The organism is Streptomyces sp. NPDC045778 (assembly GCF_056431945.1).
Genome location: NZ_JBWKJZ010000007.1, coordinates 199,376 through 221,831 on the forward strand (window position 1 = coordinate 199,376; position 22,456 = coordinate 221,831).

At 72.6% G+C, this 22,456-nt stretch carries 17 protein-coding genes and 1 pseudogene; 7 read left to right on the forward strand and 11 right to left on the reverse strand.

Annotated features, from left to right (window positions below; translation table 11 throughout):
* Positions 1 to 94: 94 nt before the first annotated feature.
* On the forward strand, positions 95 to 1,072 hold the full coding sequence (locus tag AC07GB_RS11815) for a hypothetical protein (protein ID WP_478844105.1): 978 nt from the start codon (positions 95 to 97) through the stop codon (positions 1,070 to 1,072).
* A gap of 94 nt (positions 1,073 to 1,166) precedes the next feature.
* On the opposite strand, the gene AC07GB_RS11820 is transcribed toward AC07GB_RS11815, so the two are convergent.
* From AC07GB_RS11820 to AC07GB_RS11850, 7 genes are all read right to left on the reverse strand, one after another.
* Complete coding sequence (locus AC07GB_RS11820; RefSeq protein ID WP_478844107.1) at positions 1,167 to 2,618, reverse strand: ArnT family glycosyltransferase; 1,452 nt, start codon at positions 2,616 to 2,618, stop codon at positions 1,167 to 1,169.
* 73 nt (positions 2,619 to 2,691) lie between these two features.
* Positions 2,692 to 4,215: an amino acid permease gene (locus tag AC07GB_RS11825; protein WP_478844109.1), complete on the reverse strand. Its 1,524-nt coding sequence runs from the start codon at positions 4,213 to 4,215 to the stop codon at positions 2,692 to 2,694.
* A 177-nt stretch (positions 4,216 to 4,392) separates the two neighbouring features.
* On the reverse strand, positions 4,393 to 6,321 hold the full coding sequence (gene dxs / locus AC07GB_RS11830) for a 1-deoxy-D-xylulose-5-phosphate synthase (RefSeq protein WP_478844308.1): 1,929 nt from the start codon (positions 6,319 to 6,321) through the stop codon (positions 4,393 to 4,395).
* Positions 6,322 to 6,557: 236 nt separating this feature from the next.
* Positions 6,558 to 7,859 (reverse strand): sugar ABC transporter permease, encoded by a 1,302-nt coding sequence (locus AC07GB_RS11835; RefSeq protein ID WP_478844111.1) that lies wholly within the window; start codon positions 7,857 to 7,859, stop codon positions 6,558 to 6,560.
* On the reverse strand, positions 7,856 to 8,650 hold the full coding sequence (locus tag AC07GB_RS11840) for an ATP-binding cassette domain-containing protein (protein WP_478844310.1): 795 nt from the start codon (positions 8,648 to 8,650) through the stop codon (positions 7,856 to 7,858). Before AC07GB_RS11840 ends, AC07GB_RS11835 begins: the two co-directional genes overlap by 4 nt.
* 133 nt (positions 8,651 to 8,783) lie before the next feature.
* Complete coding sequence (locus AC07GB_RS11845; protein ID WP_478844113.1) at positions 8,784 to 9,884, reverse strand: substrate-binding domain-containing protein; 1,101 nt, start codon at positions 9,882 to 9,884, stop codon at positions 8,784 to 8,786.
* Between the two features lie 122 nt (positions 9,885 to 10,006).
* Entirely contained in the window at positions 10,007 to 11,206 is a 1,200-nt protein-coding gene (locus tag AC07GB_RS11850) for an ROK family transcriptional regulator (protein ID WP_478844115.1), read from the reverse strand.
* Positions 11,207 to 11,522: 316 nt separating this feature from the next.
* On the opposite strand from AC07GB_RS11850, the pseudogene AC07GB_RS11855 reads away from it, so the two are divergent.
* From AC07GB_RS11855 to AC07GB_RS11875, 5 genes and pseudogenes are all read left to right on the forward strand, one after another.
* Positions 11,523 to 13,052 (forward strand): annotated as a pseudogene (locus tag AC07GB_RS11855) (ABC transporter substrate-binding protein); the annotation flags it as partial.
* 50 nt (positions 13,053 to 13,102) lie between these two features.
* Positions 13,103 to 14,068 (forward strand): ABC transporter permease, encoded by a 966-nt coding sequence (locus tag AC07GB_RS11860; protein ID WP_478844117.1) that lies wholly within the window; start codon positions 13,103 to 13,105, stop codon positions 14,066 to 14,068.
* On the forward strand, positions 14,061 to 14,942 hold the full coding sequence (locus AC07GB_RS11865; RefSeq protein WP_478844119.1) for an ABC transporter permease: 882 nt from the start codon (positions 14,061 to 14,063) through the stop codon (positions 14,940 to 14,942). Before AC07GB_RS11860 ends, AC07GB_RS11865 begins: the two co-directional genes overlap by 8 nt.
* Positions 14,943 to 14,998: 56 nt before the next feature.
* On the forward strand, positions 14,999 to 15,919 hold the full coding sequence (locus AC07GB_RS11870; protein WP_478844311.1) for an ABC transporter ATP-binding protein: 921 nt from the start codon (positions 14,999 to 15,001) through the stop codon (positions 15,917 to 15,919).
* Positions 15,912 to 16,583 (forward strand): ABC transporter ATP-binding protein, encoded by a 672-nt coding sequence (locus AC07GB_RS11875; protein ID WP_478844121.1) that lies wholly within the window; start codon positions 15,912 to 15,914, stop codon positions 16,581 to 16,583. The genes AC07GB_RS11870 and AC07GB_RS11875 overlap by 8 nt, the downstream gene beginning before the upstream one ends.
* Positions 16,584 to 16,596: 13 nt before the next feature.
* Here AC07GB_RS11875 and AC07GB_RS11880 read toward each other — a convergent pair whose 3' ends face one another.
* From AC07GB_RS11880 to AC07GB_RS11895, 4 genes are all read right to left on the reverse strand, one after another.
* Positions 16,597 to 18,543 (reverse strand): ABC transporter permease, encoded by a 1,947-nt coding sequence (locus AC07GB_RS11880; RefSeq protein WP_478844123.1) that lies wholly within the window; start codon positions 18,541 to 18,543, stop codon positions 16,597 to 16,599.
* Positions 18,544 to 18,571: 28 nt separating this feature from the next.
* Complete coding sequence (modA, locus tag AC07GB_RS11885) at positions 18,572 to 19,393, reverse strand: molybdate ABC transporter substrate-binding protein (RefSeq protein WP_478844125.1); 822 nt, start codon at positions 19,391 to 19,393, stop codon at positions 18,572 to 18,574.
* Positions 19,394 to 19,489: 96 nt separating this feature from the next.
* Positions 19,490 to 19,885, reverse strand: a complete 396-nt coding sequence (locus tag AC07GB_RS11890) for a TOBE domain-containing protein (protein ID WP_478844127.1) — start codon at positions 19,883 to 19,885, stop codon at positions 19,490 to 19,492.
* Positions 19,886 to 20,088: 203 nt separating this feature from the next.
* Positions 20,089 to 20,862 (reverse strand): DeoR/GlpR family DNA-binding transcription regulator, encoded by a 774-nt coding sequence (locus AC07GB_RS11895; protein ID WP_478844129.1) that lies wholly within the window; start codon positions 20,860 to 20,862, stop codon positions 20,089 to 20,091.
* Between the two features lie 220 nt (positions 20,863 to 21,082).
* Here AC07GB_RS11895 and AC07GB_RS11900 point away from each other — a divergent pair, with 220 nt between their 5' ends.
* Entirely contained in the window at positions 21,083 to 22,453 is a 1,371-nt protein-coding gene (locus tag AC07GB_RS11900) for an MFS transporter (RefSeq protein ID WP_478844131.1), read from the forward strand.
* The last annotated feature ends 3 nt before the right edge of the window (positions 22,454 to 22,456 follow it).

The following is a 22,456-nucleotide window of genomic DNA, read 5'->3' on the forward strand; positions in this document are numbered from 1 at the left end:
TACAACCATGACTCACCCTCCAATTCGGTCGATAACAAACGCAAAGCGGCGTCGAGTTCGTCCCCTGGTCGGGGTCGCTGTCGCGCTCGCCGCGGTGGCGAGCCTCACGCAGTGCGGCTCGCCGTCCGGCTCCGACGGGGAGCGGCGCCCCGCCGCGTCGGACGGGGCGCGGTCGCCGGAGCGCGAGCCCTCGTCGTCCGCGCCCTCGACACCGGGGAGCCGCCCCACCGACGCCGACGGCAGCGACGAGGAGAACCTGGAGCGCCTGGTCACCGACTACACCTCGGACTTCGCCGCGGACACCGGCTACCGGCGTCCCACGGTCGTCGAGCGCCGCAAGGTCGCCCAGGGCGTCGCCCTGCTCGTCGACCGGAAGCGGGAGCGGGCCGAGCGCCGCCTCTCCGACGTGGACTTCACCGTGCGGACGATCACCGACGCGGCCACCGGGCGGCGCTACGCGGAGGTCACCGACCGCTCCGACCACGCGCCCGCGCCCCGCGGCTGGGGCCGGGTGTACGTGGACCTCGACTCCCCCGTGCGATGGTCCGCGCAGGTCCCGCACCCGGTGGCCGACAAGAACACCGAGCGGCTCGGCGTCCAGCTCATGCGGCGCTCACCAGGTGGCGTACTGATCATCGCTGGCGCACATCGCAAAGCGGGCCGCGGCAACGAGGCGGACGTGGCGCACCGGCGGAAGAGCGTATTCCACGCCATCTGCGACGAGCTGGCGCGGCGCGGACTGCCCGGCATCCAGATCCACGGCATGGCCGACGACTCGGCGCCGGACCACGACGTGGTCGCCTCCACCGGCAAGGGCCGCGTGGCCGTCGCCGCGGGCCGCGACCTCGCGGACGGGCTGCGCCGCCGGGGCTACGAGGTCTGCCGCGCCTGGGCCCGCTCCTGCCCCCTGGAGGGCCGCACCAATATGCAGGGCCGTGACGCCGCCGAGCAGGAGACCGAGTTCCTGCACGTCGAGTTCGCCCCGAAGCTGCGCAAGGAGGGCAAGCACCGGCGGGCCGCCGTCGCGGCGATGGCGGAGGTGACGCGGGGCTGGCGGCGGGCGGGCTCGTAGCCGCCCGGCCGCGGTGACCCGGGGCCGGACGGCAGGCCGGAGCGCCGCCGTCCCCCGGGTCACCCCCGCTCGTACAGCACCGCCCTCTCCCGGGTCACCCCCGCTCGTACAGCACCGCCCCGCCCACGTCCCCCACCGGCTCGTACCCCTCGCGCAGCACCCGGTCGAAGCCCGGCACCCGGTCCGGGCCGTACGGCTTGCCGCGGGAGTCGTCGACGATCACGGCGGGCGGCCGGGCGGCCAGCTCGGCGCGGAAGGTCTCCCAGGCCCCGGCCACCGCGTACGCCTCGCCCACCTGGGAGCCGTCGCGGCCGCCGCTGTAGTTCGTCAGGAGCCCGGCCGTCAGATAGCGGCTGACGGGGGCGCGCCCCGCGAACCAGTACGTCTCGGGGTGCATGCCCCAGACCAGGACCCGGTCGCCGGGCGCCGTGCGGGCCCGCACCTCCCGCGCGAGGCGCTCCGCGTGGGCCAGCTCCGGTCGGGGCGCGAGCAGCCCCCAGGCGAGGAACAGCGAGCACGCGCACGCGGCCGTCAGGATCGCCCGCGCCGTCCGCTCGCCGGGCAGGACCTGGAGCGCGGCCGTGCCCAGGAGGGCGAGCGGGGGCGTCAGTTGCAGGAAGTAGTGGCCGAAGAAGTGGAAGCCGAGCGCGACGGCCGCCGCCGAGGCGCAAAGCCACAGCCACAGGTCGGCCGCGCCGGTCCGCGCGATGCGCAGCGCCCGGAGGACCGGCGGCCAAAGGCCCGCGCAGGCGACGCCGAGGAGCAGCGCGTTGGCCGTCCCGCGCAGCAGGACGTGGAGTTCGGAGCCGGTCAGGGAGGCGTACGCGCCCGAGCCCGTGACCGTCCAGAAGACAAAGCCCGCGGGGGTCGTCAGGAGGGCCACCGCCAGCACCGGCGCGCCGAGCCCTCCGGCCAGGCGCAGCGCGTCCCGGCGCCGCCCGCCCCGCCGCCACAGCAGCCACAGCACGGGCACGAGGACCGCTCCCCCCGTCTGCTTGGCCAGGAACGCGCACGCCACCGCGGCCCCCGCAGGCCCCCAGCGGCACCGGTCCGCGCACCACATGGCGGCGGCCGTGCCCGGCAGCATGAAGACCTCGAAGGTAGCGGCCTGGGCGTCCTCGGGGTTGAGCCCCACGGAGGCGAGCAGATACAGCACCGGGGCGGTGCGGCCCGCGCCGTCGCCCCAGCGGCGGCGGGCGAGCGAGGCGAGCAGGACCGCAGTGAGCAGGTGGGCGCCGATCGCGAGGACGCGTACGGACGTCAGGGACGCGTCGCCGCCCACCGCGAAGGCGGCCCGGTACAGCCAGGGCACCAGCGGCGGCTTGCGGTCGACCACTGTCTCGTACAGTTCGCCGCCGTCGGCCAGGAGCCCGGCCTGGACGGCGAGGAAGCCCTCGTCGGGGTTCCACAGCGGCCGGGCGAAGGACGGGATCCGGGTGGCGCAGGCGAGCAGCGCGAGGGCGGGGACGAGGCGGGCCCAGTAGCCGGACGCGGGAGGGGCGGCGGCGGATACGGAGCGTGGTGGAGCGAGCGGCTCGGCGCGCATGGCCCGCACGCTATCCGGCCCCGCACTTCCCGTCGAAACGGGATGTACGGGGCCGGAGTGCGGCGCGCATCGGTCACTCCGTGTCGCGACCCGGCGGACGGAGCACCTCGCCCACGCTGGTCTCCTCGTGCTTCCCGAGGCGGCTGTGCGAGCGCCCGTAGAGGAAGTAGACGACGACGCCGAGGAGCATCCAGCCGGCGAAGCGGACCCAGGTCTCGGCGGGCAGGTTGAGCATCAGCCACAGCGAGGCGGCGACCGAGAGGATCGGCAGCACGGGCACCCACGGGGTGCGGAAGGAGCGGTGCAGGTCGGGGCGGGTGCGCCGGAGGATGATCACACTGATCGCGACGATGACGAAGGCGAAGAGGGTGCCGATGTTCACCAGCTCGGCGAGTTCGCTCAGGGGGGTGAACCCGGCCACGACCGCGATGATCACCCCGAGGAGGATGGTCGGCCGGTGCGGGGTCTTGAAGCGCGGGTGGACGCGCGAGAAGAACCGCGGGAGCAGCCCGTCGCGGCTCATCGCGAAGAACACCCGGGTCTGGCCCAGGAGCAGGATCATGCAGACCGTGGTCAGGCCGACGGCGGCGCCGAAGCTGATGAAGCCCGCGTACCAGGGGTGCCCGGTGGCCTTGAACGCGTCGGCGAGCGGGGCGTCCACGGACAGCTCGCTGTAGTGCTGCATGCCGGTGACGACGATCGACACGGCCACGTACAGGGTCGTGCAGATGAGCAGCGAGCCCAGGATGCCGCGGGGCATGTCCCGCTGCGGGTTCTTGGTCTCCTCCGCGGCGGTGGCGACGATGTCGAAGCCGATGAAGGCGAAGAAGACGACCGAGGCGGCGGTGAAGACACCCATGACACCGAAGTTGGCCGGCGCCCAGCCGAACATGAGCTGGATCAGCGGGGAGTGCAGGCCGTTGCCCGCCTCCACGGCCTGCGACTCGGGGATGAACGGGTCGTAGTTCTCGCCCTTGACGAAGAAGGCGCCCGCGACGATCACCACGAGGACGACCACCAGCTTGACGGCCACGACGAGCGAGGTGATCCGCGCGGAGAGCTTCATGCCGAGTACGAGGATGCCGGTGAGCGCCAGGACCAGGACCGCGGCGAGGATGTCGAAGCCGAAGCCGTCGGCGCCGTCCCTGCCGCTGAGGGCCTCGGGCAGCTGCCAGCCCGCGTTGTCGAGCAGCGAGGCGATGTACCCCGACCAGCCGACGGCGACCACCGCCGTGCCGAGCGCGAACTCGAGGACCAGGTCCCAGCCGATGATCCAGGCGGGCAGTTCGCCGAGTGAGGCGTACGAGAACGTGTACGCGGACCCGGCCACGGGGAGCGTCGACGCGAACTCGGCGTAGCAGAGCGCGGCGAGGGCACAGACCACGCCGGCCACGACGAAGGCCAGGGCGACGGAGGGACCCGCGTTGTTCTTGGCGACGGTGCCGGTGAGCACGAAGATGCCGGTGCCGATGATCACGCCGACGCCGAAGACGGTCAGGTCGAGCGCGGACAGGGATTTCTTGAGCGCGTGCTCTGGCTCCTCGGTGTCGAGGATGGACTGCTCGACCTTCTTCGTCCGGAAGAGGGTGCTGCTCACTGGCGTACCTCCCACGCGAGTCGTGTTCGACATGATCGAGAGGGGAGGTACTCCGAGTGCCCCGGCACGGGCCGATTCACGCGAAGGGACCCGAAACCTACGCCTGTCCGGGTGGTCCGCCCGCGCGCGGCGGTGACGACGGGCGGGCGGGGGCTCGGCCCCGCCCGCCCGGGCGGGTCAGTCGCGGACCGGCTCGACGGAGTCGACGGCCGCGCGGCCGCGCTCGACGCGGCCGTCCAGCTTGGCGACGAGCCCCGTGACCTGGCGGGCGATGTCCGGCGCTGTCAGGCCGATCTCGGCCATGACCTCCTTGCGCGAGGCGTGGTCGAGGAACCGCGGCGGAATGCCGAAGTCGCGCAGCGGCACGTCCACGCCCGCGTCCCGCAGCGCCTGCGCGATCGCCGAGCCGACACCTCCGGCGCGGGAGTTGTCCTCGACGGTGACGACGACCCGGTGCTGCTCCGCGAGCGGCGCCATCGCCTCGTCGACCGGCTTGACCCAGCGCGGGTCGACCACGGTCGTGGAGATGCCCTGCTTGTCGAGGAGGTCCGCGATCTCCAGGCACATCGGGGCGAGGGCCCCGACGGAGACGAGGAGCACGTCGGGCCTGGGCACGTCCGGGCGGCGCAGCACGTCCATGCCGCCGACGCGGGCGACGGCCTTGACGGCCGGGCCGACGGCGCCCTTGGAGTAGCGCACGACGGTCGGGGCGTCGTCGACCTCGACGGCCTCGCGCAGCTGGAGGCGGACCTGGTCGGCGTCGCGCGGCGCGGCGATGCGCAGCGTGGGCACGCACTGGAGGATCGACATGTCCCACATGCCGTTGTGGGACGCGCCGTCCGTGCCGGTGACGCCCGCGCGGTCCAGGACGAAGGTGACGCCGCACTTGTGCAGCGCCACGTCCATCAGGAGCTGGTCGAAGGCGCGGTTGAGGAACGTGGCGTAGACCGCGAAGACGGGGTGGAGCCCGCCGGTGGCGAGGCCCGCGGCGGACACGGCCGCATGCTGCTCGGCGATGCCGACGTCGTACACCCGGTCGGGGAATTCCTCGGCGAACTTCTTCAGGCCGACGGGCTGGAGCATGGCGGCGGTGATCGCCACGATGTCCTCGCGCTCGCGGCCGAGCTTGACCATCTCCTCGCCGAAGACGGACGTCCAGTCCATGCCGCCGGCGGCGATGGGCAGCCCGGTGTCGGGGTGGATGGGGCCGATGCCGTGGAAGTGGTCGGCCTCGTCCTGCTCGGCGGGCTTGTAGCCGCGGCCCTTCTCGGTGATGCAGTGCACGATCACCGGGCCGTTGAAGCGCTTGGCGCGGGCGAGCGCGGACTCCAGGGCCTCGATGTCGTGCCCGTCAATGGGGCCGACGTACTTCAGGCCGAGGTCCTCGAACATGCCCTGCGGGGCGATGAAGTCCTTCAGGCCCTTCTTCGCGCCGTGCAGCGTCTCGTACAGCGGCTTGCCGACGACGGGCGTGCGCTCCAGGAGGTCCTTGCCGCGGGCCAGGAAGCGCTCGTAGCCGTCGGTGGTGCGCAGGGTGGCCAGGTGGTTGGCGAGGCCGCCGATGGTGGGGGCGTAGGAGCGCTCGTTGTCGTTGACGACGATGACCAGGGGGCGGTCCTTGGCGGCGGCGATGTTGTTCAGCGCCTCCCAGGCCATGCCGCCGGTGAGCGCGCCGTCGCCGATGACGGCGACGACGTGGTCGTCCTTCTTCAGGACCTCGTTGGCCTTGGCGATGCCGTCGGCCCAGCCGAGGACGGTGGAGGCGTGACTGTTCTCGATCACGTCGTGGTCGGACTCGGCGCGCGAGGGGTAGCCGGACAGGCCGCCCTTGCCGCGCAGCCCGTCGAAGTCCTGGCGGCCGGTGAGCAGCTTGTGGACGTAGGCCTGGTGGCCGGTGTCCCACAGGACCTTGTCCCTGGGCGACTCGAAGACGCGGTGCAGGGCGATGGTCAGCTCGACGACACCGAGGTTGGGGCCGAGGTGGCCGCCGGTCTTGGAGACTGCGTCGACGAGGAAGCCGCGGATCTCGGTGGCCAGCTGGTTCAGCTGCTCCGGGCTGAGCCGGTCCAGATCGCGCGGTCCCGTGATGCGGGTCAGCAGCGGCACCCGTGCCTCCTTGCAGTAGAGCGTGTAGCGCTGTTCGAGCATTGCCGGGCCAGTCGAGTCTAATGTTCCGCCGTTGACGGCGGAGTCCGGGCCGGGAGTCGTCCGTCACGCGATCGGCCGTAAATCGCCGGGAACACCGACTCCCGACTGAAACGAACGTTCTATTCAGCAAGTAGTTCACCGACAGCCGTGTGCCCGGTACCGGAGGGGCCGGTACCGGGCACGGGAGCGCTTGATCAGGCGCGGCCTGCGGACTTCTGGGTGCGCCGGGAGACCGAGTCGATCACGACGGCGGCGAGCAGCACCGCACCGGTGATCATGTACTGGATCTCACTCGCCATGCCCTCCAGGTTCAGGCCCTGCTGGATCGACTGGATCACGAGCATGCCGAGCAGGGCGGACCAGATCTTGCCGCGGCCGCCGAAGAGGCTGGTGCCGCCGATGACGGCTGCCGCGATGACGATCATCAGGGTGTTGCCGCTGCCGAGGCTCTTGGTGGCGCCGCCGGACAGGCTCGCGATGAACAGGCCGCCGAAGGCGGCGAGCATGCCGGAGATCGCGAAGACGGTGATCCGTACGCGGTCGACGTTGATGCCCGCGCGGCGCGCGGCCTCCGCGTTGCCGCCGACCGCGAAGACCTGGCGGCCGAAGGTGGTGCGGCGGACCACGAAGTCCGCGAGGACGAGCACGCCCAGGAAGAGCACCAGGGCCAGCGGCAGGCCGCGGGCGCCGTCCGGCTCGTTCAGGAAGTACGCGACGACGAAGCACAGGACCGCGAGCACGCCGGTGCGCAGGAGGATCTCGCTGAGCGGGCGCGAGGGCAGGCCCGCTCCCTTGCGGCGCTTGGCGTCGAGCAGCTGCGAGCCCGCGTACAGCAGGACGGCGACGAGCGCGAGGCCGTACGCGGCGGCCTTGTCGGCGAAGTAGTGGGTGGTGAGGTCCTCGACGACGGAGCCGCTCGGGGTGTTGATGCTGCCCTCCTTGCCCATCAGCCAGATCTGGAGGCCGCTCCAGCCGAGGAAGCCCGCGAGGGTGACGACGAAGGCCGGGACGCCGACCTTGGCGAAGAAGATCCCGTGCACGACGCCGATGACCAGGCCGCAGACGACGGCGCTGATCACGGAGAGCCAGTCGCCCCAGCCGTGGTTGACGCTCAGCACCGCCCACACGGCGGCGCCCACACCGGCGACGGAGCCGACGGACAGGTCGATCTCGCCGAGGAGCAGCACGAAGACGATGCCGACGGACATGATGCCGACGCCGGAGGTGAACACGGCGATGTTGGCGAGGCTGGAGGCCGACAGGAACTTGTCGTTCTGCATCTGGAAGACCAGGGCGATGACGATGAGGCCCACGACGACCGGCAGCGAGCCCAGCTCACCGCCGCGCACCTTGCGCAGGAACTCCGTCCAGTACCCGGCGAAGCCCTGCTCGCGCACGAGCAGCCGGGGGTCGACGGCCGCGGCGGGGGTCGCCGAGGGCTCGGCGTCGACGGCCGCCCCGGACTTGTCCACAGGGGTCTTGGCGAGGTCGCTCACTTCGCGTCCTCCTTCGTGGCGGTACGCGCCCGGCGGCGGGTCACGGCGTTGTCCGTGGCGCCGGTGATGGCGGCGATGATCTCTTCGGGGGAGGTGTCGGCGACGGTGAAGACGCCGTTGTTGCGGCCGAGCCTGAGCACCGCGACGCGGTCGGCGACGGCCCGCACGTCGGCCATGTTGTGGCTGATGAGGATGACGCCGTGGCCGCGCTCGCGCAGGCGCTCCACGAGGTCGAGGACCTGCGCGGTCTGCTCGACGCCGAGGGCGGCGGTGGGCTCGTCGAGGATGACCACCTTGGGGTCGCCGACGAGGGCGCGGGCGATGGCGACGACCTGCCGCTGGCCGCCGGAGAGGGCGGCGATGGGGATGCGGACGCTGGGGATGCGGATGGACAGCGTCTCCAGGAGTTCCCGGGCGCGCTTCTCCATCCTGATCTCGTCGAGGACGGAGGCGGTCTTCAGCTCGCTGCCGAGGAACAGGTTGGCGACGACGTCGAGGTTGTCGCAGAGCGCGAGGTCCTGGTAGACGGTGGCGACGCCGAGGTTCTGGGCGTCGTGGGGGCGGCCGACGCGGACCTCGCGGCCCTCCCACTCGATGGCGCCCTCGTCGATGGGGTGGACGCCTGAGATGGTCTTGACGAGGGTGGACTTTCCGGCGCCGTTGTCGCCGACGAGGGCGACCACCTCACCGGTGTGGATCTCGAGGTCTACGTCCGTGAGCGCCTGGACGGCGCCGAACCGCTTGGAGACCCCGCGCAACGCCAGCACGGGCGTAGCGGACACGTGAATCAGCTCCTTCGCCGCCTGACCGGCGGGGATGGGGAATCGCTTGAAGGACGAGGGGGTACCGGTGCCCGCCCTCCGGCTGCGGGGCGGGAGGTGCCGGGAGACAACGTGCGGGCACCGGACGCTGAGGGGGCGGGCCCTACTTGATCCCGGCCTCTTCGCAGGCGGCCTTGAACTGCTTGGTGCAGATCTCGCTCGCCTTGTAGACCTTGTCCTTGACGATCGTGCCGGCCACGTCGTCCTTGGTGATCGCCTGGGCGTCGTAGAGCTTGGCGGGGATGCCCTTGTAGTCGCCGCTCAGGGAGTTGACCTTGCGGTCGATGAGGTCGTCGATCTTCTTGCCCTTGAGCAGGCGGACCGCGATCTCGGCGGTGGTCTCGGCCTCGGGCTTGATCTGCTTGTAGATCGTGAAGTCCTGCTCGCCGCTCAGCAGCCGCTGGATGCCCGCGAGTTCGGCGTCCTGGCCGCCGACGGGGACCTTGATGCCGCGCTGCTTGAGGGCGGTGATGATGCCGCCGGCCATGCCGTCGTTGGCGGAGTAGACGCCGTCGAAGCCGTCCTTGCCCAGCTTGTCGATGGCGGTGGCCATCTTCTTGTTGGCCTCGTCGGGCGACCAGTCGGGGATGTCCTGCTCGTAGACGACGTCCTTCACGTTCTTGTCGAGCACCGAGTGGGCGCCCTTCTTGAAGAACGGGGCGTTCGGGTCGGTCGGCGAGCCGTTGATCATGACGACGTTCGAGTTCTTGGCCTTGGACCCGAGGGCCTTGACCAGGGCACCGCCCTGGAGGCGGCCGATCTTCTCGTTGTCGTAGCTGACGTACGCGGCAAGCGGGCCCTCGGCCAGTCGGTCGTACGCGACGACCTTGACGCCCTCCTTGTCGGCGCGCTCGATCCAGCCCTTGGTGGACTTGTAGTCCACCGAGTCGAGAATGATCACCTTGACGCCCTGCGTGATGAGCGCGTCGAATTGCTTCTTCTGGGTCTCGATGTCCTGTGCGGCGTTGTTGTACTTGATCTCGCAGTCGCCGCACAGCGACTTGATCTTCGACTCCATGATCGGGCGGTCGAAGGTCTCATAACGCGTGGTCTTGTTCTCCGGAAGGAGCAGACCAATGGTCTTTCCGTCGCCGCCGCTTCCCTTGTCGTCGTCGCCGCCTCCGGCCTCGCCACAGGCGGCGAGGGTGACGGCCATGGAAAGGGTCGCGGTGCCTATGACGACGCGGCGCGTCCATGCATTCATTTGGGGGTGCCTCCCTGACGTGGCCGCGTCGTTGCGGCCGAGGTGGCTCGAAGTCAACTCGGCCGCCCGACACGCGTCAAGGAGTAAATCCTTAACGAGATGACAACGGTGCCATGCGTTATCTAAGTGAAGGCAGGTGCCGCCGTCGGGATTGACCCGTCCAAAAGCGTCGAATCCCCCATCTCGCTGAGGGCGAGGGCGAGGGCGCCGAGGACTTCCGCGCGCGAGCCAAGTGCCCCGGGGAGCACGGACAGTTGACGGGCCGCGCTCGGGATGGCGTACCGCCCGACCGATTCGCGGATCGGGCCGAGCACCAGCTCGCCCGCGTCGGCGAGGGCGCCGCCGAGGACCACCCTGCTGGGGTTCAGGAGGTTGCAGAGGTTCGCGACACCGCTGCCGATGTGCCGCCCGACGTCGGCGATCACCCGGCGGCAGCCCGGGTCGCCCTCGCGGGCGAGGGCGACGACGCCCTCCATGGTCAGATCGGTGCCGTGGCTGGACTGGAGCAGCGGGAGCACATAGCGCGCGGCGGCGAAGGTCTCCAGGCAGCCGCGGTTGCCGCAGCGGCAGACGGGCCCGGACTCGTCCAGGGTGATGTGCCCGATCTCTCCCGCCGTGCCGCCGGGGCCGCGGTAGATCCGCCCGCTGATCACGAGCCCGGCGCCGACACCGCTCGCGACCTTGATGTACGCGAGGTCCTTGACGCCCTTGCCGCTGCCCCAGACCAGCTCGCCCAGGGCGCCCAGGTTCGCGTCGTTGTCCACGTGCACGGGCACGCCGAGGCGCTCCTTCAGCTCCTCGGCGGGCCTGGTGCCCGCCCAGCCCGGCAGGATCGAGGTGGAGCCGAGGGTGCCGGACTCCACGTCGATGGGCCCGGGCACGCCGAGCCCGACGCCCGCGACCTTGCCCCGGTCCACGCCCGCCTGCTCGATCAGCCGCCCGACCAGGCGCTCGGCCCGGTCGAAGCCCTGCGCGGCGGAGGCGTCCACGTCGAGCGGCTCGGCCTGCTCGGCGAGCACCTTGTGCGCCAGGTTGCCGAGCGCCACGCGCAGGTGGGTGTGGCCGAAGTCCACGCCGATGACCATGCCCGCGTCGCCGCTGAGCGAGACGCTGCGGGCCCGGCGGCCGCCCGCGGAGGTGGGCGTGACCTCGACGGTGCCGGCGTCCTTCAGCTCCCGGACGATGTTCGACACGGTCGCGGCGGACAGGCCCGTCGTCCTGGCGATCTCCGCCTGCGTGAGTGATCCCGCGAGCCGTACCGCGCGCACGACCCGCTCGAGGTTTGCTCGGTGCAGTGACGACTGCGACCCCGGAGTCTCCATCGACTCATCCACTCCCGCCTATGGCGGACGGCGCCCTCGCCGCCCGTACAAGTTGTGAACTCCAAGCTCTGCTGAAGGTGTTACCTCAGTCAAGTCCTTGACGGAAATCCAGGGGCGCCCGGCGCGCCGGTCGCGGGTGTGCGCGCGGGGGGGGGGGGGGGGGGGGGGGGGGGGGGGGAGGGGGCGCCCCCCCCCCCCCCCCCCCCCCCGCCCCACCCTCCCCCCCTCCCCCCCCCCCCCCCCCCCCCCCCCCCCCCCCCCCCCCCCCTCCCCCCCCCCCCCGCCCCCCCCCCCCCCCCCCCCCCCCCCCCCCCCGGCGGCCTGTTCGTCGCCGGACGACGGCAAGGGCTCGGGCGGCGCCAAGGATTCCGCCGTCGTCGGCATCGCCTACGAGCCCGAGACCCTCAGCCCGCTCCTCGGCTACGGCAAGGACGGCAACTCCAAGATCTTCGACGGTCTGCTCACGCACGACGCCGGCATGAAGCTGAAGCCCGCGCTCGCCGCGAAGCTCCCGAAGGTCAGCGACGACGGCAAGACCTACACCTACGAGCTGCGCAAGGGCGTCAAGTTCAGCGACGGCAAGCCCTTCTCGGCCAAGGACGTCGTCTTCACGTACGAGACCATCCTCGACAAGAAGACGAACAACGCCTCCAAGACCGAGCTGGACGCCGTCAAGAGCGTCGAGGCCAAGGGGGACGACAGCGTCGTCTTCCACCTCAAGTACCCCTACGCGCCCTTCGCCGAGCGCACCGTCCTGCCCATCGCGCCCGAGCACATCGCGGGCAAGCAGGACGTGAACAAGGGCGACTTCTCCACCAAGCCCGTCGGCACCGGACCGTACGAGCTGGTGAAGTGGTCCAAGGGCGAGAAGATCGTCTTCAAGGCCAACCCCGGCTACTGGGGCGGCGCACCGAAGATCAAGAACTTCACCATGGCGATCATCAAGGACGACGACGTGCGCGCCACCCGGCTGCGCACCGGCGACCTCGACGGCGCCATCCTGCCGCCGAACCTCGCCGAGACCTTCGCGTCCGACGGCGCCAAGAAGACGTACGCCGCCAAGACCTTCGACTACCGCGTCGTGACCCTGCCGACCGGCAACAAGGTCGCGGGCAGCGCCGCCGTGCGACGCGCCCTCGACATCGGCGTCGACCGCAAGGCCATGGTCGACTCCATCCTCGAAGGCGCGGGCAAGGAGGCCTACGGCCCCGTCCCCACGGACAGCCCCTGGTTCACCAAGGGCACCGAGCGGAAGTTCGACGCCGCCAAGGCCAAGAAGATCCTCGACGACGCGGGCTGGAAGCCCGGCAAGGGCGGCATCCGCGAGAAGGACGGCGTCCAGGCCTCCTTCCCGCTCTGGTACCTCACCGGCGACAAGCTCCGCCAGGACCACGCCCTCGCCTACGCCTCCGACGCAAAGAAGCTCGGCATCAAGGTCGAGGTGCAGTCCGGCACCTGGGAGGTCATCGAGCCGCGCATGGCCAAGGACGCCGTCCTCGCGGGCGGCGGCTCCCCGGCCGACCCGGACTTCGACCAGTACACCCTCCTGAAGTCCTCCCTCGCCGGTGACGGCTTCAACAACATGGCGCACTACGACAACGCCACGGTCGACAAGGCCCTGGAGGACGCCCGCAAGAGCGGCGACCGCGCCAAGCGCGGAGCCGCGTACGACACCATCCAGCGCGAGCTGGTGAAGAACCCCGGCTACACCTTCCTCACCCACATCGACCACCTGTACGTCGTGAACAAGTCCTTCGGCGACCTCACCACCCAGGTCGAGCCGCACGACCACGGCCTGGCCTCCGGCCCGTGGTGGAACGTCGAGGACTGGCAGCCGAAGAAGTGACGTACGCGCCACCTGGCACGCCACAGCGGCGGGGGCTTCCCTGGGGGCCCATGGCACGGCTCGTCGCGCGACGGGCCGTGTTCGCCGTCCCGGTCCTGCTCGTCGTGACCTTCGGCGTCTTCGCCGTCGCCGAGGCCTCGCCGTTCGACCCCGTCAAGGCCTACGCGGGCACGGCCGGGCTCACCGCGTCCCAGGAGAACCTCGACCAGCTGCGCGCCAACCTCGGCGTCGACAAGCCCCTCGTCGGCCGCTGGTGGGACTGGCTCACCTCGGCCCTGACGGGCGACCTCGGCGACTCCAGCACGCTGCGCCAGCCCGTCGCCGACGCCATCGGCGAACGCGTCGGCTGGTCGGTCCTGCTCGCCGCCACCGCCTTCGTCCTCGCGATCCTCATCGGCTCGGCCCTCGGCGTGCTCGCCGCGCGCCGCCCCGGCGGCTGGCTCGACCGGGGCATCACCTCGCTCGCCTACACCCTGGAAGCCGCCCCGCCGTTCTGGCTGGGCCTCCTCGCGATGTGGCTCTTCGCCCTCAAGCTGGACGTGCTCCCCGCGGGCGGGCTCACCGACACCGCCAGTACGACGGTGACGTTCGACCAGGTCGCCGACCATCTGGTCCTGCCCGCCGCCGTCCTCGCGATCTCCCAGCTGCCGTGGTTCGTGCTGTACGTGCGCCAGGGCGTCGGCGACGCGCTCGGCGACGACCCCGTGCGCGGCGCCCGCGCCCGCGGCCTCGCCGAGCGCACCGTGCTGCTGAAGCACGCCTTCCGCTCCGGTCTGCTCCCGGTGCTCACCCTCGTCGGCTCCCGCGTGCCCGAACTCATCACCGGGGCGCTGCTCGTGGAGACCGTCTTCAGCTGGCCCGGCATCGCGGCCGCCACCGTGGGCGCCGCCACCTCCGTGGACTTCCCGCTGCTCGCCGCGCTCACCGCGCTCGCGACGGCCGCCGTCCTGCTCGGCAACCTCCTCGCGGACCTGCTGTACGGGCTCGCCGACCCCAGGGTGGGATTCGATGGCTGACACCACCTGGCGCCCGGCCGCCTCACGTGAGGGGAGGCAGCAGGGGTCCGCCACGCGCGCGTGGCGGGTGTGGGGCTCCGCCGCGATCGTCGCGGCCGTCGTGCTCGCCGTCCTGATCGTGCCGCCGCTCGTCGACCTCGACGAGCAGGCCGTACACCTCGCGGACAAGCTGCTTCCGCCCTCCCTCGCCCACCCCTTCGGCACCGACGACGTGGGCCGCGACCTGCTGGTGCGCTGCGTGTACGGGCTGCGCGTCTCGTTGCTCGTCGGCGTCGTCGCCGCCGTGGTGGCCACCGTCGTCGGCACCGCGGTGGGCGCGCTCGCCGCCGCCTGCGGCGGCTGGGTGGACCGGATCGTGATGCGCGTCGTCGACGTCTTCGCATCCGTCCCGCACCTGCTGCTCGGCATCTTCATCGTCGCGATGTTCCGGCCCGGCGTCTGGCCCGTGGTGATCTCCGTAGGGCTCACGCACTGGCTGTCCACCGCCCGGATCGTGCGCGCCGAGGTCCTCTCGCTCCGCTCCCGCCCTTACGTCGACGCGGCGATCTCAGGCGGCGCCTCGCGCTGGCGCGTGACCGTGCGCCACCTGCTGCCCGGCGTCCTGCCGCAGGCCGGCCTCGCCGCCGTCCTGATGGTGCCGCACGCCATCTGGCACGAGTCCGCGCTCTCCTTCCTCGGCCTCGGCCTGCCCACGCACCAGGCGAGCCTCGGCACGCTCGTGCAGGGCGCCCGCGGCTCCCTGCTCGCGGGCGACTGGTGGCCCACGCTCTTCCCCGGCCTGTTCATCATCGTGCCCACCCTGGCGATCGCGGGCCTCGCGGGCGCCTGGCGCGAGCGGATCAACCCGCGCCGCCGATCGGAGCTGATGCTGTGACCGCCACGCCCCAGGAACCGGTCCTCTCCGTACGAGGGCTCTCCGTGCGCTTCCGCATGCGCGGCGGCGCCCATGTGGCGGCCGTCACCGACGCCCGCTTCGACCTCGCGGCGGGCGAGTGCCTCGCCCTGGTCGGCGAGAGCGGCTGCGGCAAGTCCGTCCTCGCCTCCGCGCTGCTCGGCCTCCTGCCCGGGAACGCCGAGACCGCCGGGTCCGCGCTGCTCGGCGGGCCCGGCGGGCTCGACCTGCTCACCGCCGACGAGCGCACCCTGGCCCGCACCGTGCGCGGCCGGCGCGTCGGCCTCGTGCCGCAGAGCCCCGCCGCGCACCTGACGCCCGTCCGCACCGTGCGCTCCCAGCTGGAGGAGACCCTGCGGGAGCTGACGGGGGTGCGCCGCCCCGCGCTGCGCGAGGCCGCGGAGGCGGCGGCCGAGCGCGCCTCCTTCCCCGTCGGCCACCTCGACCGCTACCCGCACGAACTGTCCGGCGGCCTCGCCCAGCGCGCCGCCACCGCGCTCGCCCTGATCGGCGACGCGCCGCTGCTCCTGGCCGACGAACCCACCACGGGCCTGGACCGCGCACTGGTGGACCGCACCGTCGACGAGCTGCGCCGCCACGTCGGCGACGACCGCGCGCTCCTCCTGATCACCCACGACCTGGCCGCGGCCAGGCGCGTCGCCGACCGCGTCGCCGTCATGTACGCGAGCCGCGTCGTCGAGATCGCCGACGCCGAGGCCTTCTTCGGCGGGCCGGGGCCGCGCCACCCGTACGCGCGCGGCCTCTTGGACGCCCTGCCCGAGCGGGAGTTCACCCCGATCCCCGGGATGCCGCCCGAGCTGTCCGCGCTCCCGGACGGCTGTGCCTTCGCGCCGCGCTGCGCGAGGGCGGACGAGACCTGCGCGACGGGGCCCGCGCTGACGTCCGGCGTCGCCTGCCACCACCCGGTCACCGCAGCGCTGGAGGCGCCCCGTGCTTGAACTGCGCTCCCTGACCGCCGGATACGACCGCCGCGACCCCGTCGTACGGGACGTCAGCCTCACCCTCGCGCCCGGCGAGTCCGTGGGCCTGCTCGGCCCCAGCGGCTGCGGCAAGTCGACGCTGGCCCGGGTCGCCGCCCTGCTGCACGAGCCGGACGCGGGCCAGGTCGTCATCGACGGCGAGGCGGCGCGCGGCTGGCGCCACCGGGCACCGCGCGCCCAGCGCACCGCGTTCGGCGTGGTCTTCCAGCAGCCCCGGCTCTCCGCCGACCCGCGCCTGACCCTCTCCCAGCTGATCGCGGAGCCCCTGCGGGCCACCGGACGCGCCGCAGAGGCCGCCGACCGCGTCGCGGACCTGGCCCGCACCGTCGGCCTGGGCTCCGACCTGCTCGGCCGCCGCCCGCACGAGGTCAGCGACGGCCAGCTCCAGCGGGCCTGCCTGGCCCGCGCCCTGGCCCTGGGGCCGCGCTGGCTCATCTGCGACGAGATGACGGCGATGCTCGACGCGTCCACGACGGCCGCCCTGGTCGCCGCCGTGGAGGAGTACCGGGCCGCATCCGGTGCCGGACTGCTCGCTGTGGGGCACGACAAGGTGCTCCTGGAACGCTGGTGCGACCGGACGGTGCACTGGGACGAACTGACCGGCGGACCCGCCGCCCCTTAGGCCTGTCCGGGCGTCAGACCGTGACCAGCGTGACCTCGGTCGCCTTCACGCTCGTGTAGACGGCCGTGCCGTCGGTCAGGCCCAGTTCGGCCGCCGCCTGCGGGGTGATCTCGGCGACGAGGTCCGGTGCCTTCTCCCCGGTGACCAGGACCCGCAGCCGGCTGCCGACGGCGGTGATCTCCCGGACCGTGCCGTGCCAGACGTTGCGCGGGCTGCCCTCGGGGTGCTCCAGGTGCAGCGACACCGCCTCGGGCGCGATGATCGCGAGCGCCCGCGCGCCCTCGCCGAGCGGATCGGCGGCCACCAGGCGCCCGCCGTCGGCGAGCAGCAGCGTGCCGTCCCCGGTGCCCGTGCCCGCGAGGGCGTTGCGGCCCAGCATGCGGGCCACCCAGGGGGAGCGGGGGCGCCGGGTGACCTCGGCGGGCGGGGCGTCCTGCACGGCCCGGCCGTCCTCCAGGACAAGGACCCGGTCGGCCAGCGACACGGCCTCGACCGGATCGTGGGTGACGATCAGACAGACCCCGCCGAAGTCCGCCAGATGGGTGCGCAGAGTGTGGCGCACGTGCGCCCGGGTCGTCTGGTCCAGGGCGGCCAGCGGCTCGTCGAGCAGCAGCAGCCGGGGGTGCGGCGCCAGGGCCCGGGCGAGGGCGACGCGCTGGGCCTGGCCTCCGGAGAGCTGCGCGGGCCTGCGGTGCGCGAGGTGCCCGACGCCGAGCCGGTCGAGCCAGAGCCGGGCCCCGTGGCGGGCCTCGGCGCGCGGTACCCCTTGGGCGCGCAGCCCGTACGCGGTGTTGGACAGGGCGCTCAGGTGCGGGAAGAGCGCGCCGTCCTGGGGCACCCAGGCGACGCCGCGCCGGTGCGGCGGCAGCGCGGTGACGTCCTTCGCGCCGAGGCGCAGCCGGGCGTGGGCGCGCGGGGTGAGCCCGAGGAGGGCGCGCAGCAGGGTGGTCTTGCCCGCGCCGTTCGGCCCGACGACGGCGATGGTGGTGCCGGGGCCGGCCTCCAGCGCGAGCCGGGTGAAACCGGTGACGTCCGCGTGCAGCGGCCAGCGCTCCCGCGCGGCCTCGGCCGGGACGGCGGCCTCGGGCGCGTGCGGGGGTCCGTCGGCCGGCGGCTCGGCGCGGTCCTCGGCACCGCCGCGGGGGCGCGCCGCGCGGTCGGTCGTCCCGCCGGTCCAGCGTCCGCGCAGCGCGATGAGGACGGCCATCGCGATGACGAGCAGCAGCAGGGACACCGAGGTCGCGGCCTCGGGCTGGTCCTGGAGCAGCAGATACACCTGGAGCGGCAGCGTCTGCGTGGTGCCCGGCAGGTTCCCGGCGAAGGTGATGGTCGCGCCGAACTCGCCGAGGGCCCGCGCCCAGGTGAGGGCGGCTCCCGCGGCGAGCCCGGGCGCGACCATCGGCAGCGTGACGGTGAAGAACACCCGGACCGGTGAGGCGCCGAGCGAGGCCGCGGTCTCCTCGTACGACAGGCGCATGCCCGCGAGGGTGCCTTCGAGGCTGATGATCAGGAACGGCATGGCCACGAACGTGGCGGCCACGACGGCCCCGGACGTGTGGAACGGCAGGACGATCCCGAAGGTGTCCTCGAGCCACGGCCCGAGCAGCCCGCGCCGCCCGAAGCCGAGCAGCAGCGCGACCCCGCCGACGGTGGGCGGAAGCACCATGGGCAGCAGCACGAGCGAGCGCACCAGCGCCTTGCCGGGGAACGGCACCCGGGCGAGCAGCCAGGCCAGCGGCACCCCGAGGACCAGGGACAGGCCGAGCGCCCACAAGGACACGTACAGCGAGAGCTTGAGCGCCTCGGTCACTCCGGGGCTCGTCAGATGCGTCCCGAGGTCGCCCCAGGCCGTGCGGCTGAGGATGCCGACGAGCGGGAGCAGCAGGAACGCGACGGCGAGGAGGGCGGGCACGGCCAGGGTCAGCGGCGGCCGTGCGCCGGCTCCGCGGAGTGGTCTCATCGGGACTTCCCAGGTCGGGGCGGAGGAGCTACGGCTTCTGGAAGCCCGCGTCCCGCAGGATCTTCTGCGCCTCGGCCGAGTTCAGCCACCTCACGAACGCGGCCGCGGCGCCGGCGTGCTTCGACGTCTTGAGGGTGGCCGCCGGGTACTCGGCGATGGCGTTCTGGCCGTCGGGGATGTCGACGCCCTCGGCCTTGCCGTCCGCGGCCTGGACGTCGGTCTTGTAGACGAGACCGGCGTCGGCCTCGCCCAGCTCGACCTTGGACAGGACGGCACGGACGTTGGGCTCCTGGGAGACCGGCTTCACGTCGATGTCCTGCTGGTCGAGGATCTGCTCGCTGTAGCGGCCGACGGGCACCTCGGGCGCGGCGAGGACCACCTTCAGCTCGCCCTTGGCGAGGTCCTTCAGCTGCTTGACCTTCTTCGGGTTGCCCTTTCCGGTGGCGATGACCAGCCGGTTCTTGGCGATCACGGTCGGGGTGCCGGTGTCGGACCGCAGCCCGTCCATCGTCTTGGTGTCGGCGGTGACCAGCGCGTCGGCCGGGGCGCCCTGACGGACCTTGGCGGCCAGTTCCTGCGAGCCCTCGAAGGAGAACGTGACCTTCGTGCCCGGGTGCGCCTTCTCGTACGCGGCGCCCGCGGCCTTGAACACGTCGGTGAGGGAGGCGGCGGCGAGCACGGTGAGGTCGGCCTTCTGCCGCGAACCGCTGTCCTTGTCGCCCTTGCCGCCCTTGGCTGTGTTGTCTGTCTTGTCAGCTTTGTCGTTGTTGCCGCATGCCGTCAGCGGCAGGAGCAGGGCGGCGGTGACGAGCGCGGCGGCGGCACGCCGCTTGGTGATCACGGTGGACATGCGGGGGACTCCTCGGGCTGCGGGCGGCGCGGGGCCGTCCGGGAGGGCGGGACGACGCGGTGACCGGGGACGGGCGGTGCCGCCGGGGGCGGGCGCTCAGGCGCGGTCGATGTGCACGCTGGTCGACTTCACGCGGGCGGTGGCCTGCATGCCGACTTCGAGGCCCAGCTCCTCGACGGCTTCGCGGGTGAGCAGGGACACGAGCCGGTGCGGCCCCGCCTGGATCTCGACCTGGGCGGCGACGTCGCCGAGGGTGACGGCGGTGACGATGCCGGGGAAGGCGTTGCGGGCCGAGGTGTACGAGCCTTCCTCCTCGCCGATGCCGCCCTGGGCGACCTCGACGGAGAAGGCGGCCAGGTCCCGGCCGTCGATGAGGCGGCGCCCGCTCTGGTCGCGGTGGGTGGCGACCCGGCCGGCGTCCGCCCAGCGGCGCGCGGTGTCCGGGCTGACGCCGAGCAGGCGCGCCGCCTGGCCGATTGTGTAGGACTGCATGTGCGACAACATAGCCGCCTTCATCTCGCATTTACAGACCTTGAGGCGATTCCACATGGCAGATGCCAGGGTGATGGAGGAAGGGCCAAAGCCGTCGGGGGCGGCGGCTGCGGGCTGAATCCAGACGGGATGGGCCCGGCTGGTCACCGTGCCCCGGCGGTGATCCCCGGCTCCCCGACGGTCCCCCTCGGTCCGGGCGAGGCTCAGCCCTTCTCCACCACCAGCACCTCGACCCCCTTGGCCCGCATCGCCCGCACCTCCTCGCGCGCCACCCCCTCGTCGACCACCACCACGTCGAAGTCCGTGAGCGGCGCGAGCGCGTACAGGCCGTCGCGGGTGAACTTCGTGTGGTCCGCGAGCAGCACGCGTCGCGTGGCCGCCGTCATCATCGCCCGCTTGACCTGCACCGTCTCGGGCGAGGTGTGATAGCAGCGGCCGCGCGTCACGGCGGTCGTCGACATGAAGAGCAGGTCCGCGCGGAACGCCGCCACGCTGTCGGCGGTGTGCAGACCCATGAACGCGTCGTACGCGGGGAAGTAGCTGCCGCCGAGCGCGATCAGGGAGACGCCCGGCTCCTTGGCGAGCGCCGTGATCGCGGGCAGGGAGTTCGTGAGGACGGTCAGCGGCGTGCGCCCGGCGAACTCGCGCGTCAGATGCAGACACGTCGTGCTGTCGTCGAGCAGCACGGTCTGGCCCGGCACCAGGAGGCCCGCCGCCGCGCGGGCGAGGCGCTGCTTCGTCGCGGCCATCGTCGACATGCGCTCGGCGACGCTGCCGTGGAACTGCGCCGAGGGCAGCGCGGTCGCCCCGCCGCGCACCTTGCGCAGCCAGCCCTGTGCCTGGAGGAAGTCCAGGTCGCGGTGGATCGTCATCAGGCTCACGCCGAAGGCGTCGGCCAGGTCCGCGGCCCGCACGAAGCCGCCCGCGACCACCCGCTCCCTGAGCTGTCGCCGCCGCTCGTCGCGTGTGAAGTCCATGAGTGATGTTCTCACGCACTTCACATGACCTGGACCCCTCAGGCCCAGCTCGGGCCGGGCGGCGGGGCGTCCGCGTCACACGGCGCGGGGCCGGCCCCGCGTGAGGATGCCCCGGACGTTTGACGTGCCTTTTCAGCCAGTTGTTTGCTCACTCCAGCGCCCAGCCCACCCCCCCGCAGCCCCTTTCCTTTCCCTTCCGCCGTCCCCCCGGGGAGCTTCGATGACGAACACCCCCGTGCCGCCCGCCCCGGGCGGCACCGCCGAGCCGCGTTCGCTCTTCACACGCCTCGGCATCCCGCGGCCCCTCTCCTGGGGCTATCTCGGCCTGCTGGTCTTCATGACCGGAGTCGGCGTCGAGGCCGGGTTCCTGGCCCCGTACCTGGAGGACCTCGGCATCCCCGAGGCACAGGTCGCGATGGTCTTCACCGTGTACGGCGTCACCGGCGCCGTCGCGGCCTGGCTGTCCGGGGCGCTGTCCGACCTGTGGGGGCCGCGCCGCGTGATGTGGCTCGGCCTGCTCTCGTTCGTGGTCACGCACGTGTTCTTCCTCGCCGTCGCCGTGCCGAGCGAGTCCTTCGTGCTGCTGCTCGTCGGCTACGGCCTGCGCGGGCTCGCGTATCCGCTGTTCGCGTACGCCTTCCTGGTGTGGATCGCCGCCGTCGCGCCGCCGCGGCAGATGGGCAGCGCCATGGGCTGGTTCTGGTCGGCGTTCTCCGCGGGCCTGCCGACGCTCGGCTCGCTCACCGCCAGCCTGTTGATCCCGCGCGTCGGCGACCGGGGCACGCTGTGGGTGGCGCTCGGCGTCGTCGCGGCCGGCGGGCTGCTCGCGCTGCTCCTGGTCCGCGAGCGCACCGGCTCCGCCCGGCTCGCGCCCGCCGGGGAGAGCCCGCTCGCGGGGCTCGCCGGCAGCCTGACGATCCTGGTGCGCGAGCCCAGGGTGGGCGCGGGCGCCGTCGTGCGGATGCTCAACACGGCTTCGCAGTTCGGCTTTCTGGTGATGCTACCGGCGTGGTTCACGGACGAGGTCGGGCTTTCCGACGCCCAGTGGCTCAGACTGCTCGCCATCATGTTCGCCACGAACATCGTCACGAACCTGCTGTTCGGCGTCATCGGGGACAAGGCCGGCTGGCGCGCGACGGTCGCGTGGTGCGGCGGCGCGGGCTGCACCGCCTCGACCCTGCTCCTGTACTACGTCCCGGCGGGCGCGGGGGACAGCTACGGCCTGTGCGTCCTCGTCGCCGTCCTGTACGGCGCCACGCTCTCCGGGTACGTCCCGCTGTCCGCCCTGATGACCGCGATCGCACCCGCCCACAAGGGCCGGGCCATGGCCGCCCTGAACCTCGGCGCCGGGGCGTCCACGTTCGTCGGGCCGCTGATCGTCAGCCTGTTCCGTGGACCGCTCGGCGTGGTGGGCGTCGTCTGGATCTTCGCCGGACTGCACGCCGTGAGCGCGCTCCTCACACTCGCCCTGAGGACCGCCGCCGACAGCGATTCCACGGCGGAGGGCCCCGGGAACCACGGAGATCCCGGGGGCCCGGGTGCCTCCGGGACGCCCCGCACCGTCGCCGCACCCGCCACGAAGGGACTGTGAAGG

Excerpts from the sequence above, each read along its gene's own strand:
- AC07GB_RS11820 (WP_478844107.1), bottom strand. The coding sequence starts at position 2,618 with ATGCGCGCCGAGCCGCTCGCTCCACCACGCTCCGTATCCGCCGCCGCC.
- AC07GB_RS11845 (WP_478844113.1), bottom strand. The coding sequence starts at position 9,884 with ATGAATGCATGGACGCGCCGCGTCGTCATAGGCACCGCGACCCTTTCC.
- AC07GB_RS11850 (WP_478844115.1), bottom strand. The coding sequence starts at position 11,206 with ATGGAGACTCCGGGGTCGCAGTCGTCACTGCACCGAGCAAACCTCGAG.
- AC07GB_RS11860 (WP_478844117.1), top strand. The coding sequence starts at position 13,103 with ATGGCACGGCTCGTCGCGCGACGGGCCGTGTTCGCCGTCCCGGTCCTG.
- AC07GB_RS11865 (WP_478844119.1), top strand. The coding sequence starts at position 14,061 with ATGGCTGACACCACCTGGCGCCCGGCCGCCTCACGTGAGGGGAGGCAG.
- AC07GB_RS11870 (WP_478844311.1), top strand. The coding sequence starts at position 14,999 with ATGCGCGGCGGCGCCCATGTGGCGGCCGTCACCGACGCCCGCTTCGAC.
- AC07GB_RS11880 (WP_478844123.1), bottom strand. The coding sequence starts at position 18,543 with ATGAGACCACTCCGCGGAGCCGGCGCACGGCCGCCGCTGACCCTGGCC.
- modA (WP_478844125.1), bottom strand. The coding sequence starts at position 19,393 with ATGTCCACCGTGATCACCAAGCGGCGTGCCGCCGCCGCGCTCGTCACC.
- AC07GB_RS11890 (WP_478844127.1), bottom strand. The coding sequence starts at position 19,885 with ATGCAGTCCTACACAATCGGCCAGGCGGCGCGCCTGCTCGGCGTCAGC.
- AC07GB_RS11895 (WP_478844129.1), bottom strand. The coding sequence starts at position 20,862 with ATGGACTTCACACGCGACGAGCGGCGGCGACAGCTCAGGGAGCGGGTG.
- AC07GB_RS11900 (WP_478844131.1), top strand. The coding sequence starts at position 21,083 with ATGACGAACACCCCCGTGCCGCCCGCCCCGGGCGGCACCGCCGAGCCG.